The organism is Acidisoma sp. S159 (assembly GCF_009766125.1).
Lineage (GTDB): Bacteria > Pseudomonadota > Alphaproteobacteria > Acetobacterales > Acetobacteraceae > Acidisoma.
In genome coordinates this window covers 27934-45113 of record NZ_LMUG01000104.1, presented here as the reverse complement: position 1 = coordinate 45113, position 17180 = coordinate 27934, and the positions used below count along the sequence as shown (strand labels likewise).

At 59.4% G+C, this 17180-nt stretch carries 15 protein-coding genes; 4 read left to right on the top strand and 11 right to left on the bottom strand.

Annotated features, from left to right (window positions below):
• Nucleotides 1-4: 4 nt before the first annotated feature.
• Together GSQ92_RS29395 and GSQ92_RS29390 are read left to right on the top strand one after the other, a co-directional pair.
• The gene (locus tag GSQ92_RS29395; protein ID WP_158801481.1) at nt 5-376 is read left to right on the top strand and encodes a DUF1636 family protein; all 372 of its coding nucleotides are present in this window, start codon (nt 5-7) and stop codon (nt 374-376) included.
• A gap of 43 nt (nt 377-419) precedes the next feature.
• Entirely contained in the window at nt 420-1709 is a 1290-nt protein-coding gene (locus GSQ92_RS29390) for an amidohydrolase family protein (protein WP_159014879.1), read from the top strand.
• A gap of 48 nt (nt 1710-1757) precedes the next feature.
• Here the strand turns inward: GSQ92_RS29390 and GSQ92_RS29385 are convergent, their stop codons facing one another.
• From GSQ92_RS29385 to GSQ92_RS29335, 10 genes are all read right to left on the bottom strand, one after another.
• Nucleotides 1758-2447: a FadR/GntR family transcriptional regulator gene (locus tag GSQ92_RS29385; RefSeq protein WP_254066750.1), complete on the bottom strand. Its 690-nt coding sequence runs from the start codon at nt 2445-2447 to the stop codon at nt 1758-1760.
• A gap of 9 nt (nt 2448-2456) precedes the next feature.
• Nucleotides 2457-3971 (bottom strand): sugar ABC transporter ATP-binding protein, encoded by a 1515-nt coding sequence (locus GSQ92_RS29380; protein ID WP_254066749.1) that lies wholly within the window; start codon nt 3969-3971, stop codon nt 2457-2459.
• Between the two features lie 95 nt (nt 3972-4066).
• A complete protein-coding gene (locus GSQ92_RS29375) occupies nt 4067-5038 on the bottom strand; it encodes a sugar ABC transporter substrate-binding protein (RefSeq protein ID WP_159014876.1) in 972 nt (323 codons plus the stop codon).
• A gap of 54 nt (nt 5039-5092) precedes the next feature.
• Nucleotides 5093-6103 carry an ABC transporter permease gene (locus GSQ92_RS29370; RefSeq protein ID WP_159014875.1) on the bottom strand — a complete coding sequence of 337 codons (1011 nt, stop codon included), beginning with the start codon at nt 6101-6103 and terminating at the stop codon, nt 5093-5095.
• Entirely contained in the window at nt 6100-7086 is a 987-nt protein-coding gene (locus GSQ92_RS29365) for an ABC transporter permease (protein WP_159014874.1), read from the bottom strand. Before GSQ92_RS29365 ends, GSQ92_RS29370 begins: the two co-directional genes overlap by 4 nt.
• A 22-nt stretch (nt 7087-7108) precedes the next feature.
• The gene (locus GSQ92_RS29360; RefSeq protein ID WP_159014873.1) at nt 7109-8215 is read right to left on the bottom strand and encodes an LLM class flavin-dependent oxidoreductase; all 1107 of its coding nucleotides are present in this window, start codon (nt 8213-8215) and stop codon (nt 7109-7111) included.
• A gap of 44 nt (nt 8216-8259) precedes the next feature.
• Nucleotides 8260-9687, bottom strand: coding sequence for an NAD-dependent succinate-semialdehyde dehydrogenase (locus GSQ92_RS29355; RefSeq protein ID WP_159014872.1), 1428 nt, complete (start codon nt 9685-9687; stop codon nt 8260-8262).
• 15 nt (nt 9688-9702) lie between these two features.
• On the bottom strand, nt 9703-10869 hold the full coding sequence (locus GSQ92_RS29345) for a mandelate racemase/muconate lactonizing enzyme family protein (protein WP_254066746.1): 1167 nt from the start codon (nt 10867-10869) through the stop codon (nt 9703-9705).
• 91 nt (nt 10870-10960) lie between these two features.
• Complete coding sequence (locus tag GSQ92_RS29340) at nt 10961-12007, bottom strand: zinc-binding dehydrogenase (RefSeq protein WP_159014871.1); 1047 nt, start codon at nt 12005-12007, stop codon at nt 10961-10963.
• Nucleotides 12008-12171: 164 nt separating this feature from the next.
• A complete protein-coding gene (locus GSQ92_RS29335) occupies nt 12172-12864 on the bottom strand; it encodes a DNA-3-methyladenine glycosylase (RefSeq protein WP_159014870.1) in 693 nt (230 codons plus the stop codon).
• Between the two features lie 469 nt (nt 12865-13333).
• Here GSQ92_RS29335 and GSQ92_RS29330 point away from each other — a divergent pair, with 469 nt between their 5' ends.
• The gene (locus tag GSQ92_RS29330; RefSeq protein ID WP_159014869.1) at nt 13334-14173 is read left to right on the top strand and encodes an isocitrate lyase/phosphoenolpyruvate mutase family protein; all 840 of its coding nucleotides are present in this window, start codon (nt 13334-13336) and stop codon (nt 14171-14173) included.
• Between the two features lie 84 nt (nt 14174-14257).
• Nucleotides 14258-15001, top strand: coding sequence for a helix-turn-helix transcriptional regulator (locus tag GSQ92_RS29325; RefSeq protein WP_159014868.1), 744 nt, complete (start codon nt 14258-14260; stop codon nt 14999-15001).
• 52 nt (nt 15002-15053) lie between these two features.
• On the opposite strand, the gene GSQ92_RS29320 is transcribed toward GSQ92_RS29325, so the two are convergent.
• A complete protein-coding gene (locus GSQ92_RS29320) occupies nt 15054-16301 on the bottom strand; it encodes a Xaa-Pro peptidase family protein (RefSeq protein ID WP_216857038.1) in 1248 nt (415 codons plus the stop codon).
• Between the last annotated feature and the right edge of the window lie 879 nt (nt 16302-17180).

The window sequence follows — 17180 nt, the reverse complement described above, 5'->3', positions numbered from 1 at the left end:
TGCCGTGTGCCGCATCTTCATTTGCACGACCTGCAACCGCTACGCGCCACCCCGCGCGGATGAAACCACGCCCGGCTTGCGCCTCGCGCGAATCGTCAAGGCGGCGGCCGCGCAGGACAAGGCGATTGCCGTGCGCATGGTGGAATGCCTCAACACCTGTCCCAATCCCTGCGCCGCCGCGTTCCGCGAGCCCGGCAAAGCCGTGATCCGTTTTGGCGGGCTTGAGCCCGGCGACACATCGGCGTTGCTCGCTGCCGCGACGACCTATGCCCAAAGCACGGATGGTATCCTATCGCCGAACACGCTGCCCGAGCGTCTGCGGAGCAAGATCGCAGGCTGCATCACTTTGGGCATTCCAGAACTGGCGAGGCGCTGATCGACGAGAGAACGACGATTAGAACCATGGGGAGAAAACGAAAATGGCGAGAACGCTATTTACCAACACGATGATTTTTGAGGGAACCGGCAAGACGCTGGTTCCAGGCGAAGTACTGGTGCAAGGCAACCGCATCCACTCCGTCGCCAAACCCGGCGAGACACTGCCGCGCGAAGGCGCCCAGGTTGTCGATGCGGGGGGCGCCACGCTTATGCCAGGCATGGTCAATAGCCATGCTCATCCAACCTACAACAACGGCACGTCTGTTGCCGAGCTGACCAATCTCCCGGTTGAGGAGCATGTGCTGCTCTGCATGCATACTGCGAAACTCAACCTGGACATGGGCTTCACGGCCCTCATCGGCGCCGCATCCGCCAAGCCTCGGCTCGATATTGTGATCCGCAATGAAATCAATAAAGGCCGCATTCCAGGTCCGCGGATGCTGGCAGGCTCCCCGGAGCTGACGGTAACGGGTGGTCTGGCGGATGATAACCAGCTTGACGCCAAGCATCCCTCGATCTCGATCATCTGCGACGGACCGGAGGAATTCCGCAAGACGGTGCGTATGCTCATCCGCGAAGGTGTCGACGTCATCAAGTTCAACAACTCGGGCGATAGTTTCTGCTATCCACGGATGGCGGCATACGACAATCCGATGACTGATGCGGAAGTCGCTGCAATCTGCGAAACGGCAAATAATATCGGCAAGCGACTCGCGGCGCATGCCCACGCCGACAGCTCGGTTCGGCAATGCATCAAGCACGGCGTTGAATTCATCTTCCATGCCAGCTTCGCGACCGATGAGACGATCGGGATGCTGGAGCGCGTCAAGGACAAGCACTACATCTCGCCCGCCATCGCCGCCCGCTACAATACGACCTATGAGGCCAAGGACTGGGGAATCACCACTGATGTCGCCGAGATGATCGGCAACAAGCGGGAGCTCGAAGAAGGCATCAAGGTGATGATCAAGATGCACAAGGCCGGCATCAAAGTGCTGCCTTTCGGAGACTACGGGTTTGCGTGGCTCCCCCACGGCACTGAGGCCCGGGACCTGGAGCACTTCGTCAACCTGTTTGGCTTCGAGCCATGGGAAGCGTTGCGTGCGGCGACGGCCTATGGCGGGGAAGCCTGGGTCGGCAAGTCGGGCGAGAAGATGGGCCGGATCGCCGACGGTTATCTGGCGGACATCCTGCTAGTCGACGGAAACCCCCTACTCGACCTCAGCCTTTTGCAGGACCGGCACGCGCTTCTCGCGATCATGAAGGATGGCCAGTTCCACAAACCGTTCCAAGGACGCGTGGCGCAAGAGCAACAGATCGCGGCCGAATAGGACGTGAGGCGAAGGCGGGAACCGAAGCTCCCGCCTTCGCGCAATGCATCACCCCGGCACGGAGTCAAAATACCGCTCGACCCGCCCGATATGCTTGACCATCAGCGCTTCCGCCCGATCGGCATCCCGTTCCTCTATTGCCTTCACCATGCCCACATGCTGCTTATGCGATGCCCGGCACCGCGCAGGTTCGGCGAAGAACAGCTCACGCCGGGTTCGCGATATCATATAGAATGGGGTAACCAGCCGAAGCAGCACAGCGTTTTGGGTCGCGCGGAAAATGTCGATATGGAATTCGTAGTCCAGAGCCGAGGTGATAAGCGGCCCTGCGGATGTCTCAGAGAAAGCACTATTGGTTTGCTTTAATTTGGTGATGTCCTCTTCGCTTCGTCTTTCGCAGGCGAGTCGTATGGCCTGTACCTCGATGATTGTTCTGACTTCCACGCACTCCGCATTTACGCGCTTGTCTTGCGGCAAGCCCAAATCGCTGTAGAGCACAAGCGTCTCGAGGCTGGTCATGTGAGGCGATCGCGTGAGGAAGACACCGGAATTCTTCCGTCGTTCGATCAGCCGCATATTCTCAAGCTTTGCGAGCGTTTCCCTCAGCGCGCCACGTCCGACTGAAAAACGCTCAGCCAGTTCGCGTTCGGATGGAAGACGATCACCGGGCTCGTATCGGCGATGCTCGATCAGCGACAGCACGGCCCCCGTAACGCGCTCCTGCTCGTCGCTGTCCATTTCCAAGACTCAAATCCTCTCTGGCTCAGTTACCACGCCCGCTTCAATCGTTGATCGGTGCATGATGGCAACCACCAACTCCTCCTCGGTCACCGACTCAGCGTCAAACTCGCCGGTGACAATCCCCTGTTGCATGGTCAGAATCCGGTGACTGAGCCCCATGATCTCAGGCATTTCGGATGAGATGAGGAGCACCGCGAGTCCCTGCTCAGCCAAGTCCGAAATGAGAGAATGCACCTCGGTCTTTGCGCCAACATCGATGCCGCGCGTAGGCTCATCCAATATCAGCAGTTTCGGCTTCGTTGCGAGCCATTTCGCCAAAACGATTTTCTGTTGGTTGCCGCCACTCAACGTCCCAACCTTAGCGCTTGAGGTAGCGGATCGAATATCGAGCTTTTTTCGATAGCTCTGATAGATCGTCTCCTCACGCTCATTCGCGACGAAGCCGAATTTGCTTATCTGGCGAAGCAACGCCAAGCCTGTGTTTTGCCGGCTACCCATAGTGAGGACTAAGCCCTGCTTTTTTCGATCCTCGGGCACGAGGCCCAATCCAAGCCGCAAGGCATCCTTCGCTGATCGAACTTTTACTTCGCGCCCATTAACAAAAATTTCGCCTGAGGTTTTTGTGCGGAGGCCAAAGATGGCCTCGGCCGTTTCGGATCGGCCGGCGCCGACCAGACCGTAGAGTCCTAAGATCTCACCCGCTCGCAATGAGAAACTGACATTCCGCGCGAAGCCAGTAACGGACAGGTTTTCAACACGCAACACCTCCGCCCCAAGGCGTCGCTTCGCACGATGGAAATAGCGATCCAGCGTGCGCCCGATCATCAACCGCGTCACTTCATCTTCGTTCGTCTCACGAGTTTGTAGCGTTCCGCGAACCTCGCCATCGCGAAGAACGGTGACGCGATCCGATACGCGGAAAATCTCCTTCATCTTATGCGAAATATAGGCAATGGCGACGCCCTGGTGCCGCAGTCTCTGAATCGTCTCGAAGAGAGCCTCCGTTTCCGTTTCGGTAAGCGATGCTGTCGGCTCGTCGAAGATCACAACCTGGCATTGAAACGCGGAGGCACGGGCGATCTCCACCATCTGCTGCTTCGCGATGGATAGCTCGCCGGCAATCGCCTTTGGCGACACCCCGACATCATTGCTCTCGAGCACCTCTTTCGCCCGCCGCAAAAGAGTCTTTCTATCGACACGACCAAAGGAGAGCAGCGGCAAACTTCCGAGGAAAAGATTCTCCGCAACCGAGAGTTCCGGGACAAGCGAGATCTCCTGATGGATCAGCAGGATCCCTTTCTCCTTGGCCTCAAGCGGGCTCGCCAGCACCACAGGGCGCCCCTTGAACAGGAGCACCCCCGTATCCGGCGCCTGGCTGCCCGCGAGGATCTTCATCAGGGTCGACTTGCCCGCCCCGTTTTCCCCACAGAGAGCGTGAACCTCGCCCGCCCGAAGGTCGAAGCTCACGCCATTGAGCGCAACCACGCCCGGGAAGTTTTTCCTGATACCCTCGACCCGCATCACCACGCCGTCGCCTTCGGCGTTGGGCGACGAGCTGCGCGAAGAACTTTCCGGGGCGTTCATGTGCTAACCGTGAGCGACCCTGCAGCCCCTTCCTAGAAGCTCGGCCGGGCGACATTGCCAATGGTCGCACTCGTGACGATCGGCATCGGAAGAAACACCTCCTTCGGCACGCTCATTCCTTCAGCCGCCATGACGGCCGTGCGCAGGGCGGTCTTCGCGTCATCCTCCGGCGACTGCACCACCGAACCGTAGTAGGACCCTGCCTTGATGGCGTCGTAAACACCCCCGAAGATCGTCGCATCAACCATCTGCACGTGACCTTTCTTCAGCTTGCCCTCGGCTTCCGCCGCCTGCACCGCGCTGAGCGCACCCGCGCCCACGCCGGAGTCGACCGAGAAGACACCATCGATCTTATTGCCATAATGCGTGATATAGTTTTCCATCAAAGTTTGCGCCTTCTCCTGCGAGAAATAGGCGGGCTGTGAATCAATGATCTTGATGCCCGGATGATCTTTGACGGCATCGGTGAAGCCGTTGATCCGAAGCTGCGTCACCGTATAGCCGGGAATGCCGTTAAGCATCACCACATTGCCCTGACCGTGCAGCGCGTCGACCATCATCTTTCCGGCGAGGTTGGCCTCATGATAGTCGTCGGGCCCCGTATAAGCCGTAATATATTTAGCGCCCGAAGGATCGATGTTGGAATTCGTAATGATGACGGGTATTCCCGCCTGATAGGCCCGCTTCACAAAGGGGACCACGCCTTTTCCGTTCACAGGCCAGACCACCATTGAGTCGACTTGCTGCGCGATCAGGTCGGTGATCTGACTGGCTTGCTTCGCCGCATCCGCCTGCGAATCCAGAACCACGGTTTTGATCCCGAGTTCCTTGGCATATTGATTGAACACCTTGGTATAGGTGGCGGAATAAGCATTGACGCCAGGCCCGAGATTGGCAAAGCCGACTGTAATCTCGCCCAACGGCTTCCTCGGGGACTTCAACCAGTCCGGATCCGCAGCATGCGCTGCCGTTGCGAGCCCAAGCATGAACGCCGCCGCCGCCAAGATTTGTATCCGCATTGTCGCAATCCTCCCTTTATAACGTTTGCTTTTGTGTACTTACTCTTCCGCTCGGCCGCGGGCTCTTCGGTCGATCACGAGCGCCACGATCAACGCCCCACCCATGATGACCGGTATATAGAACGGCGAGACATTGGTCATGTTCAGGCCGTTCTGGAGAATCGCCAGCACGGCAATGGCAATAACCGTGCCTGTTACTCCTCCCGTCCCTCCCCGCAGCCGAGTGCCCCCCAGGACGACCGAGATCACAGCCCAGAGCTCATAATTCGTTCCATAGCTGGGCGTGGCAGCGCTGAGATAGGCGGCCATCGCGACACCGCAGATCGCAGCCATCAGTCCGGATATGACGAAGTTTATGATTACATGTCGCGAGACCGGAACGCCGGCCTCCAGGCTCGCGGTTCGGCTTCCTCCGATCGCGTAGGTATTTCGGCCATGCCGCGTGTAGCGCAGCATCCAGCCGATGCCGATGGCACATAAGACAAAGAGGATAATCGTCACTGAGATCGGGCCGTAGGACCAGCCAATGTAGTCCGCGAAGCGATCATCCGTGGAAGCGAGCGAGGTGTCGCCTGCATAGAGGAAAGCCAGACCCCGCACACCTATCATCCCGCCGAGAGTGACGATGAATGAACTGATCCCCAGCCGCTCGACAAGCACGCCATTGAGCAGCCCTATCCCCGCTCCTGCCGCAAGCGCCGCCATTATCGCCAACACCAATCCATAACCCTGAAGGCCCACAGCCAAGCAAGCTGAGAGTGCGACGACGGATCCGACCGTCAGGTCGATATTCCCACTGATAATGACGGGCGTGAGACCGATTGCGAGGAAGCCGGACAAAGCGGCCTGGAACCCGATATCGCCGAAGTTGAATGTTGTTAGGAAGTGTTGGCTTTTTGAGGCGAATACGGCAATCAGCACCAACCCCACAAACCAGAAGGGATTGCGCACGAGCCAAAGTCGAACCGCTCTGGCCTTTGTCGCGAAATCGGATGTTTCGTCCGCATGCCGAGGCGCCTGCTTCGAGATCTCCCGCGCAAGACCCGTCATGCGAAGACGCTCCCGCGCTGCCGCGCGACGTCACCCCACACCGCGACAATGATGACAACCCAGGTCACCAGCCATTGCGTGAAGTAGGGCAGTCCGAGGAGAACGAGGATGTTCTGCACGAAGCCGAGAATTATGATGCCGATGATCGTCCGCCCGATGCCGCCGGAACCGCCGATAAGACTCGTTCCGCCTAAGATTATGCCTGACAGCACAGCGATTTCGTAACCAGTGCCGGAATCGTTCCGCGCGGTCATAACGCGAGAGGCAAAGACGATCGCGGCGACCGCGGTCATCGCGCCGGATAGAAGATAGCTGGTAAAGATGGTCGCCGTCGAATTGATCGACGAAAACCTGCTCGCCGTCTCATTGCCGCCGACAGCAAAGACCCGCCGACCAAAGGTAGTGCGGGTCAACAGAATCCACAGCAGAACAGCGAAGACCGCCAGAATCAGGACCGGAACCGGAATGGGACCCAGGTAATCCCGGCCAAAGATTGCGAACCCGCTGGTCTCGGGATGGTTGACTGGCCAGTTTTGTCCAGCCGTGTAGATCAGCGCAATGCCGTGAAGCAGGGACAGCGTCCCCAAAGTGGCGATGAGCGAGTTCAGCCTCAGCACCGCGACGAGGGTGCCATTGACGCATCCGGCGACCACGCCAACCGCGATCGTCGCGGCGACGGCCGCGACGGGACCCGCCGCATTCTGCACATGAACCGCAACGACAGCACAAAGCGAAAGCAACGACCCCACCGACAGATCGAGACGACCGCAAATCACGACGAAAGTCACCCCGATCGCAATGAGGCCCGGCACCGCAATCTGACGCAGCACCTCGCTGATGTTGGAGGGGCTCGCGATCTGGGGAATCCAGAAGCAACAGACGACAAAGGCGCCGAGCGCGGCTGCAGCCAAAGCCACATGCCCGAACGAAAACCGGCGGAACAGGCTATTTATCGTGACCTCCCGACCGGCTCGACCTTGCATGGGCTATGCCACTCCACGAACCTCAGGCGACCTGCGGGATTCGCGCCTTTTCGAGAAGCGGCATGACCTCCTTCGCCAGAAGACGCATGCTGTCCTCCTCACGCTTGCGGTTGACGCCTTCCCAGTCGGTCAGTGCCAGCATCAGATTGTCGAAGGGTCCAACGGATTCCCGGAGTGCGACAAGCTTCTCGGCGACGGTCTTCGGGCTGCCATAGATGACAAGATCCTGCAGCAGCATGTCGATCGTCACATCCTCATCCAGCATCTTTGGATCGGCTTTGAGGATGACCGTGTAGTTCGCGAGGCTTAGAGCCTGCCAAAGATAGTCGAAATAGAAACGCTGACTGCAACGCGGATCGAACAGGAACTCGCGCGCCTCCTCATCCGTTCGCGCGACGAGCACGTTGCGCGCCACACGCCAGTCCCCCGGGCGCGGCTGCTTTTTGGCTTCATCGCAGCCCTCGAGATATTTCTGCCAATGCGTGCCAACGATATAGCTCGTGACAAAATTGGCGGACATCATCGACCAGCCACGCATGGCCGCTTTCTTTGCTGTCCCTGAGTTTGGACTCATGACAGACATAGCGATCGGCGGCATCGGATGTTGAAAAGGTTTCGGCATATACCCAGTGCCGAGATGCGGATGAATATTGTCCTCGACGAGGACGGAATAGTATTTTCCCTCAATCCGGTAAGGTGGATCCTGGGTCCAGATCTTCTGGATCGTCTCGACGCTCTCTAACAGCCGCTCCTCACGCTCCTTCGGATTCGTCATCTTGAAAAGCGCGAAGTCTGTCGCGAGGGAGCCCGGCCCGATCCCGAACATGAGGCGCCCACTGCTCATGTGGTCGAATTGCGCGAGTTCAGCGGCCACGACAGCCGGGTTGTGGCAAGGTAGGTTGATAACCCCCGTGCCGAACTTGATCTGCCGCGTCTGGTTGATGAGCGCCGCCATGAACATCAGAGGAGAGGCGATTGGCTCGGTGGTGCAAGTGAAATGCTGCCCAACCCAAGCTTCGGAAAAGCCTAGCTGATCGGCAAGAATGATTTTGTCCGAATCTTCCTTATACGTCTCGCTCACCGGTCTCTGTGGCGGATGCAAAGGCATCATGAAGAGCCCGAGATCCATGGTCATTTCCCCTTAATCGCTTCACGCGCTTTGTCCGGCTCGTGTCAGTTATGAACGATGAGCTTCTTCGTCATATAAACCTCAACGCCCTCGATCCCGCCCTCGTGGCCGTCACCACTATATTTTATCCCGCCAAACGGTGCTTCCGGTAGGGAGACCGTGACGTTGTTGATCGCGACCATCCCGGCCTCCAGCCGATCGCCGACAGCGCGCGCCGTAAAGTCGGACTGCGTGAAGGCATAAGCCGACAAGCCAACCTTCAGCGAATTGGCGCGGCCGATGACCTCGTCGAGATCGTGGAAGCGGCTCACCGGCGCGATTGGCCCGAACGGCTCTTCGTGCATGAGTTTGGCGGCGTCATCGAGCCCGGAGACGACCGTCGGCTGAAAGTAGAAACCTTCATTGCCAGACCGCTCGCCACCCAGAGTAATCTCCGCGCCGCGCGTGCGGGCATCAGCCACGAAATTCTGCATGGCATCGACGCGCCGTGCATTGGCAAGCGGCCCCATGGTGGTCTCCGCCTGTAGCCCGTCGCCGAGGCGGATCTTCGACGCGAAGGCCGTGAGCTTTTCGACAAAAGCATCATGAACCGTGTCATGCACGAGGAACCGCGTTGGAGTCACGCAAACCTGCCCTGCATTTCGAAACTTTGCCGCGGCCGACAGCCGGACCGCCAGATCGAGATCAGCGTCGGGGAAGATGAGAACCGGCGCATGCCCGCCCAGTTCCATCGTGACCCGCTTCATTGTGTCCGCCGCCAGCTTGCTCAGGTGGATGCCGACCGGAACGGAACCGGTAAAAGAGACCTTGCGGACCGTGTCAGAGGCCAGGAGATGGCGGGACACGCGATCCGGAACGCCGAATACGACCTGCAAGGTATCCGTCGGAACACCCGCCTCATGAAACGCTTCCGCGATTTCAATCGCGGTCCCGGGTGTTTCCTCGGAAGGTTTGAGAATGATCGAACACCCGGCTGCCAACGCGCCGCCGATCTTTCGCATGATGGTAAGGGCCGGAAAATTCCAGGGCGTGAAGGCCGCAACCGGGCCAATCGCCTCCTGAACCACCATGACCCGCCCGTGCCGAACCCGGCTTGGGATTAGACGCCCATAGGTTCGGCGGCCTTCATCCGCGAGCCAATCGACAGTATCGACAGATAGGGTCAACTCACCGACCGACTCCTGGAGAGGCTTGCCTTGTTCGAGTGTCAGTATACGTGCGATCCGAGCGCTGCGGTCCCTGATGAGATCGCAGGCACGCCGCATAATTATCGCGCGATCGAAAGGCGACGTGTCCCGCCAGCGCGTGAAGCCCTTCAGCGAATGCTCGAGCGCCTCGTCGAGATCCGCTGGCGTGGCGTGCGGTAGGGTGCCGAGTGACTGTCCAGTCGCGGGATTGACGACCTCCTCTCCGTCACGTTCCTCCGCAGAGATCCCGCGGCCGCCGATGAGGAGATGAAGCTTGGTGTACATGTCGCGCATTCCAATTCAGACGAAGCTATTGCCGGGAATGAATGGGTGGGCTTTGAGGAAATCCTCATCGACCGGAAGTCCGATGCCGGGTTCATCTCCGAGCTCAACCGTCCCGTCTTCCGATAGTGAGAACGCCCGCCCGGTGATCCCCTCGCGGAATGGATTGCCAGAGACGTCCGCCTCAAAATAGCCGGCATTGTCGATCGCCATGAGAAAATGGATCGAGGCTGCCATGTTGAGTCCGGTCAGAGACGAGTGTGGACAGATCGGCAGCTTCCATGCGGAAGCCATCGCAGCGATTCTCAACCCTTCGGTGATGCCGCCAGTTTTCGAAAGGTCCGGCTGAAGGAAGGCGACCGCGCCATCTTCCACCATGCGCGTGAACTCGAACCTTGTGTAGTGATTTTCTCCGGCCGCGAGGGCCAATTTTCCAAGGCTGGCGGCAGCGAGGTAGCGCTTATGATCGTGCGGAGGAAACGGCTCTTCGAGCCAATAAACCGCCAGATCCTCGAAAGCGGGCATGACGGCGCGAACGTCCTCGAGGGTATAGCCGGTATTCGCGTCGACCATGATTCGCAGGTCGCTGCCGAAGGCTTTGCGCACGGCGGCAACCCGCTCCGCGTCTCGCCGCGGCGTATCACCCACGCGGAGCTTTACGGCTTTGAAGCCAAGCTCGACCTGAACTGCGACTTCATCGACGAGACGTTCGGGTTCCTGCCATCCCAGCGCGACACCGCCGGCATAGGCCTTGATCCGCTTTCGCTTTCCTCCGAGCAGCTTGTACAGCGGCCACCCGATCGCCTTCGCCCTGATATCCCACAGCGCCATGTCGATGCCGCTCATGGCCATAACCGCGGCCGCTCCCAGACCGTGACTACGCAACTGCCAGTTATAAATCCCGGACCAGATATCGACGACATCTGCCGCCGAGGCGGGCAATATGAGGTCTCTGAGCGTGGTGTTGACGATCTGAGCGACTATTCCCGCGGAGCGCGCATGATGTGACTCGCCATATCCCACAAGACCGCATTCCGTTCTGACACGCACGACGACCGTATCGCGCTTGACAGCGGTGCCGATCGAGAGTCGCGCACCGTTCTCGACCCTCACTGAAAGCGGGAAGGCCTCAATATCCGCGATTTGCAATTCGGTTCCCGGCATTTCTCTGCCCCAGCCGCCCATCTCTGGCCTCCGAAAGCTCTCTCTCTCGGTTAACCAAAGTGGTCCTACCATAAACGAGCCTGATCTTTTGTCAACGGATGCGGTCGCCCGCTTACATGAGGAAAACGCCTTTTCCATGCGTTTGAGTATCGAATACGGAATAGGCCTCGTTTCCCTGTTCCAGCTTCCATCGATCGGTAAACAGGCTTTCCACGGGCAAATTCTTCTCGACCACCATGCGCGCGAGATCGCCAAGCCCCATGACCGAGAATGACCAGCTTCCCATCAGCGTCCGCTGCTTGCGCAGAAGGTCGGAACTTACGTCAACGGTCATCTCGTTTCCTTCACCCAGGAAGCAGGTTCGCCCCCAAGCGCCGGTACTCCGCACCGCAAGTAGCCGCCCCGGAGGGGAGCCCGAGGTATCGAGAGCGAGCTCCGTGCCAAGGCCATGCGTAAGGTCCTTGATGACGGCTGGTGCATCTTCCTGAGCCGGATTGATAACGAAGGCAGCGCCGAAATCCTTCGCACGCGAAAGACGCTCCGGGCTGATATCCAGCGCAATCACCCGCACTCCCATCGAGGCCGCGATCATCGTCGCCGACAGTCCGACCGGACCCTGCCCGACAACTGCAATTGTATCGCGGCCCGTCGCCTCAAGCCGCCGCAGCGCGCCATAGGCAGTGCCCGTGCCACAGGCCAGCGCCGCCCCTGTCACGAAGGAAAGCTCGTCTGGCAGTTTCACGATATTGGCGGCAGTCGCTCTGAAATAATCGGAATGGGAGCCGTGGGTCGTGATGCCGTAAATATCCTCAACCCCGTTATCGCACATTTGGGGCCATCCTCCGCGGCAATTCCGGCAGGTCTCGCAGCCCTGGGCATGGTGAACCATCACCCGGTCGCCCGCCTTTGCTTGCCGTGGATCGACGGCGCTGCCCACGGCGACGACGATGCCGCAAGGCTCATGGCCGCCGACGATCGGGCCAGCAAGCTTCAATCCGAAACCGGGATCCTCGCCCTTCGGCGTGCGGTAAAGCTTCAGGTCGCTGCCGCACATCCCCGAGGCCTTCATCTCGATTACGACATCCTTCGGGCCTGGGCTCGGATCGGGGAAGATTTGGAGATCCACCTCGCGGCTGCCGACGAAAACAAGACCTCTCATCCTGCGTCCCTTCCCCCCCTCGCTCTTCGCTGGTGCTCAGCGTTGCGAGGACCGATAGCACAAGGGCGGCGGATCGTGGTAGGGCCAATTTGGCCGGCGAATGTGGCTTACCCATTGCCCCGCGCAAGCGCTAGACCTGCGGCAAGCGCTCCGAAGTCACGGCACTAGGCTAAGTCCACTCGCGGAGAGCGCTTCGCAGCCGTAACCGCACCAACAGCTTTTCTGCTGGAACCCGTGGGCTTTCTTGACTGCGCATAGTAGCTCCACAGCAACAAGGCCGCGACACCCCGGTAGGGTCGCCAAGCCTCGGCTCGGGCATAGAGCGCCTTTTCCGTCATTCTGACTGTCGCCCCATCGGCCAGCCTCACTCCCTCTTGGAGCGCCAGATCTCCGGCCGGAAAGACATCGGTCCGTCCTTCGCAGCCCATGAGGTAGACCTCGGCTGTCCAGCGGCCGACACCCTTCACCGCCACTAAATGCGCGGTCGCATCGCGATCGTTCAAGTCTTTCAGCAAGTCAAAGTTGAGGCGCCCTTCTCGCTCAGCTTCGGCGATTGCCAGGACGTAGCGTGCCTTTGGGCCGGAGAGGCCGTACCGCTTGAGTTGTTCGACGTCGTGACGCAGCGCGACCTCGGCGGTAACCTGACCCAAACCGGCCTCAAGTCGCTGCCAAATCGCCAAGGCCGAAGCGATCGATACCTGTTGCTCGAGCACCAGGCGAACGAGGCCGGCGAAGCCGCGTTCCTTCACTCGCCATGCAAATAGTGGCGCCGCGTCGTGGGCACGGGCTAAACCCGTGTCAAGTTTGGCGAGTGCAAGGCGCGCGATCCGAATTTCTTCCGCAAGATGTCGCTTCATCTAAGTCGGACCCACGCTCTCCGTCGTCAGGATAAGCGTAACACCGACATCGGCTTACCCGATACTGAATTGCAATCTCCCTCTGCGGCGAAGGCGTCCAAACGTCCATTTTCCCGGCGGCGACAAAAGTCATGCTCCTCTACACGTCCGGCCGACACCAACAAGAGCACCCGCCAGAACAAAGCTTGATCGAGACAATGCGCTGGTTGTATTGGAGGCGCCAGTATAGCGCGGCTTGGCGCCGCCCACCGAGCGGATCGACCCACTCCGAGGCCACGCCATATTGCCCGCATCCGGTAATGTGGAGCTAGGTGAGGTTCTGCGATGTCGCACCATTACGGCAAATCGACCGCGCTTGAAGATCCGCCCATAAACACCTGTGATATGTGCCTATTCAGCGGCCGCCCCGGCACCACCGTCGTGGCGGCGACGCAAGGCTAGTCACGACAGGAAGCTGAGGTCTCACGACATGAAACCGCAATCCGAGCAATATGAACGATTCCGCGCTCTTCACGAGCAAAAAGGCGGTTTCATCATGCCAAACGCATGGGACGGCACCTCGGCATTGCTGCTGAAAGCGGCGGGTTTCGAGGCGATCGGAACGTCCTCCGCCGCAATTGCGTCCGCGCTAGGGAGGCTCGATGGCCGTCACACCATTCCCCGGGAAGAGCATATCGCCAATGCCGAACTTCTCGGTAGACTTACCGACCTCCCGATCAATGGCGATTTCGAGGATGGCTACGGCACGACCTCGGCTGACGTTGCAGCGACTGTCGAGATAGCCATAGCCGCCGGTCTGGCGGGGATCGGCATCGAAGACACCAGCGGCGACCCTGCGGCTCCCATCCGGCCATTCGACGAAGCCGTCGAGCGCGTGCGCGAAGCCGCGAAAGTGGCGCGAGGGCGAATTCTGCTGACCGGCCGCACGGATAATTTCCTCCAAGGCCGTCCAGACCTAGACGACACGATCAGGCGCCTCGTGGCCTTTGCTGAAGTCGGCGCGGATGTCCTCTATGCGCCCTATCCTGCGGATATGGATGCGGTCAAAGCGATCGTTCGGGCCGTAGCGCCGAAACCGGTCAACATAGTCGTCGGAACGATGGCTGGGGTCGAACCTTGGACTGAACTCCAAAAAGCCGGCGTCAAGCGCGTGAGCCTGGGCGTATCGCTCTACACGAGGGTCATGGGTGATCTGCGCCTCGCCGCGAAGCAGCTTGCTGCCGGTGATCTCGCTTCAGCATCAGCGGGAATGAGTTTTCGGGAAATTTCGAAGTTGATCAGCGAAGCGGTGAATACGAAGTCGATGTAATTCGCGCATGGACACGGAGCGATCGATGCACTGCCACCGGTCGCTTCGTCTTGGACCTCTGCGTATTCGGAAGAGGAGTTTCCAATGGACGACCTATCCAACGAAAAGTCGGTTGAACTTCACGAACTCTGTCTGTGGTCTATGCTTCCAACCCCCACCACATCCCGACCAACACGCTTCCAAACTCTAACCCTGAACGACATCATCGCTCTGCTGAACTCAGACAGGCACAAAACTTTCATATTCTATTCTGAGCAGGCAACAGCGGAAGCAGCCTTGGTAACGTCCAGCACCGCGACTGAGCAATCTGATCCTTCAGCCGCCAACGAAGATGAGACCAGCCTCGCCAACGACCAATGCAGCGGATCTTCTACAGCGTCGCGAAGCCCGCCGCTTGCGCTGCAAACATGGCGTCTGCGGCGGGTCCAGGAATATGTCCGCGCTCACATTTCGGACACCATCAGACTGACGGATTTGGCAAACGCCGCTGGCCTCACCCGCATGTATTTCGCAGCTCAGTTTCGCGCTAGGATGGGAGTTCGTCCCCATGACTATGTCATCCGACAGCGAATAGCACGCGCGCAGGCGCTGCTCATGGTGCCAGAGACGAAAATATCCGACGTCGGCTATTGCGTCGGCTTCGCAAATCAGGCGCATTTCACGACAGTGTTCCGTCGCTACACGGGGATCACGCCGCATCGCTGGCGGCTGCTGCAGTCCCCGGAGGATTTGGCCAGCCAGACCCGAGCAGGTATGCGTCTATCTGAGCGACATTACTCATCAAGGGAAAATCGCCGCTCGCAGGCTGAGCACGCTGCGAGCAACTGACTCGAGAGGCTATCCGTGGCGACGAAAAGCCGACGTGAGATTTCGTCGAAGACTAAAGAAGCTCAATCTCCATCGGATAGCCGGAGAGCAGCTCCGGCCCATCCGGTGTTACCCGGATCTGTTGCTCGAGCTTAACGCCCGCACTTCCGCCGGGTTCGCCAATATAGCTTTCCACGCATAAAACCATGTCTGCCTCGACCGACCCATCATAGCCATCGGAAGGGAAGTGCCGTGCCTGCAGGATCAACGGATATTCGTTCACCAGCCCTATGCCGTGCGCAATGGCTGGCAGCGTGTTTTGGAGGTAGGGTTCGGGTGGCAACCATGCCTTCTCCGCGATCTCGCGGAACGATGCACCGACCTGGAACAAGTCCATATTGCGCCGCACCTGCTCATGCGCCAATGCGTAAAGTCGCCGCTGTGCACTCGTTGCGGGCCGATCGCCCGCGATCCAGGAACGCGAGATATCCGCGGCGTAGCCATGCGGTCCCACAAGGTCGCTGTCGAAGGAGACTAGATCGCCGTCCTCTATGATCCGAGCGCTGCACTCCTGGTACCATGGATTCGTCCTCGGCCCTGATGTGAGCAGGCGCGTCTCGATCCACTCACCACCGAGTTCGATGTTGGTCTGATGCAAACACGACCAAAGGGCCTGTTCGGTGATCCCTGGTTCGAGCGCCGCCCGCATCCGCCGCATCCCCTCCTCGCACACACCGATCGCATTCTGAATCGCAACGAGTTCGAGCGGCAGCTTTGTTTTCTTGGCTTCACTGATCAGTTGCTGGCCATCCGTGATCTCAATGCCCAAGGCCTGCAGGGCCCAAGTGCCGACCGGGTCCAACCGATCGACAGCGACGCGGCGCTGCGCACCTCCATAACGAGATACCAAATCCGCGATCTCCGCCGCCCAGACCGATGCTTTCTCTTGGACGCGTGGCCCGGTGACGAAATAGTAGAAAGGAATGGCCGGGCGAATCTCAGCAACCCCGGGATGGCCTAGGACAAGGTGCTCGCAACCGCTAAATTCGAACAGCACCACTGGACCATTCGTCGGCACAAAAACATACCGGCAGGCATTGTGCAGGCCGTAGACCTGCATGTTGGACGTCCCCGTCGCATAGCGAATATTGGTGGGGTCGAAGAAGACGGCGCCCGCCAGATCGGCCGTATCCAACACTTGCCGGAGCCGAGCCAGCCGCTCCAGATCGAGCGCCGGTTCATCTAGTGGTAGGGGTCGAAATACCGACAGGTGTAGCCCCTTCTCTCTCGTGTAGCTGATTGCGGAACGCTTGCCTGGCAATCCTAGGCCCTCTTGAGGAAGCGCTGCAAATTTCACTGGCGACAGCGCAGGCTTCCGGGGCCATCCGTATACCCTGCCATATGCGACCAGTTCGGTGATTCCTTCGCCTCCGTCAGTACATTTGTATTGCAGGCTAAGTTTTGCTCAATAGCGGCCCCGAGGGCAGCCTCCGGTAAGGCCAATTCTTCAAGAAGAGCTTGGAGCCTTGGTGGCTCCCAGGTCCCAAAACGATCGAGAGTCATCGATCTGTGCATCGCCGCGGGACAAGCCGATGTCAGCAACCGTGCGGGCGCTCATTTCTCAAAGCTCGTCCCGTTCGCGGGAAATTCGTCTCGCGCGCATCAGAACGCCCCATAATCCTCCGCAACGATCTGCCGCGTCGCGCTTTAGCCGCATTAAAGATCGATACTCCGAAAAAAGTCCGCATGGATTTTGTGTACGATGACATGATTCTCTACTCCCTTTGGCCGGGTTCCGGCGTCTGCAGCGCAATTGAATGCCCGGGAAGTGCGGCACCGGTTCATTGTCCGGGCCGCTCCAGGCCTCATCTATTATGGGTGCCGCGCCCGGGCCTCGGCCCAATCGAGGAACACCCGGGCTATGCCTACGCCCTGCCTATGGACCGCCCGCGTGTGGGCGGAATTTCGCGCCGGAAACCTGACCCGCCACCTGCGCGACGTGCTGCTGACCTTCCGCGGCCACAGCGGCGCTTCCTGGCCGAGCCATGCCACCTGGCCAACCGCGCCAAATGCTCCGTGAAGACGGTGCAGCGCGCCCTGAAGCAAGGCGACCATCTGGGCCTAGTTGTATCGTCCCGGGTTTTGATGGTGCATTCTTTACCCGTGAGTGGAAGGAAGCGCTATGGGCCAGGTTCTCCAC

Coding starts and splice junctions, on each gene's coding strand:
- GSQ92_RS29380 (WP_254066749.1), bottom strand. CDS start 3,971: ATGCGGGTCGAGGGTATCAGGAAAAACTTCCCGGGCGTGGTTGCGCTC.
- GSQ92_RS29325 (WP_159014868.1), top strand. CDS start 14,258: ATGGACGACCTATCCAACGAAAAGTCGGTTGAACTTCACGAACTCTGT.
- GSQ92_RS29335 (WP_159014870.1), bottom strand. CDS start 12,864: ATGAAGCGACATCTTGCGGAAGAAATTCGGATCGCGCGCCTTGCACTC.
- GSQ92_RS29360 (WP_159014873.1), bottom strand. CDS start 8,215: ATGGATCTCGGGCTCTTCATGATGCCTTTGCATCCGCCACAGAGACCG.
- GSQ92_RS29365 (WP_159014874.1), bottom strand. CDS start 7,086: ATGCAAGGTCGAGCCGGTCGGGAGGTCACGATAAATAGCCTGTTCCGC.
- GSQ92_RS29370 (WP_159014875.1), bottom strand. CDS start 6,103: ATGACGGGTCTTGCGCGGGAGATCTCGAAGCAGGCGCCTCGGCATGCG.
- GSQ92_RS29345 (WP_254066746.1), bottom strand. CDS start 10,869: ATGGGCGGCTGGGGCAGAGAAATGCCGGGAACCGAATTGCAAATCGCG.
- GSQ92_RS29355 (WP_159014872.1), bottom strand. CDS start 9,687: ATGTACACCAAGCTTCATCTCCTCATCGGCGGCCGCGGGATCTCTGCG.
- GSQ92_RS29385 (WP_254066750.1), bottom strand. CDS start 2,447: ATGGACAGCGACGAGCAGGAGCGCGTTACGGGGGCCGTGCTGTCGCTG.
- GSQ92_RS29390 (WP_159014879.1), top strand. CDS start 420: ATGGCGAGAACGCTATTTACCAACACGATGATTTTTGAGGGAACCGGC.
- GSQ92_RS29330 (WP_159014869.1), top strand. CDS start 13,334: ATGAAACCGCAATCCGAGCAATATGAACGATTCCGCGCTCTTCACGAG.
- GSQ92_RS29340 (WP_159014871.1), bottom strand. CDS start 12,007: ATGAGAGGTCTTGTTTTCGTCGGCAGCCGCGAGGTGGATCTCCAAATC.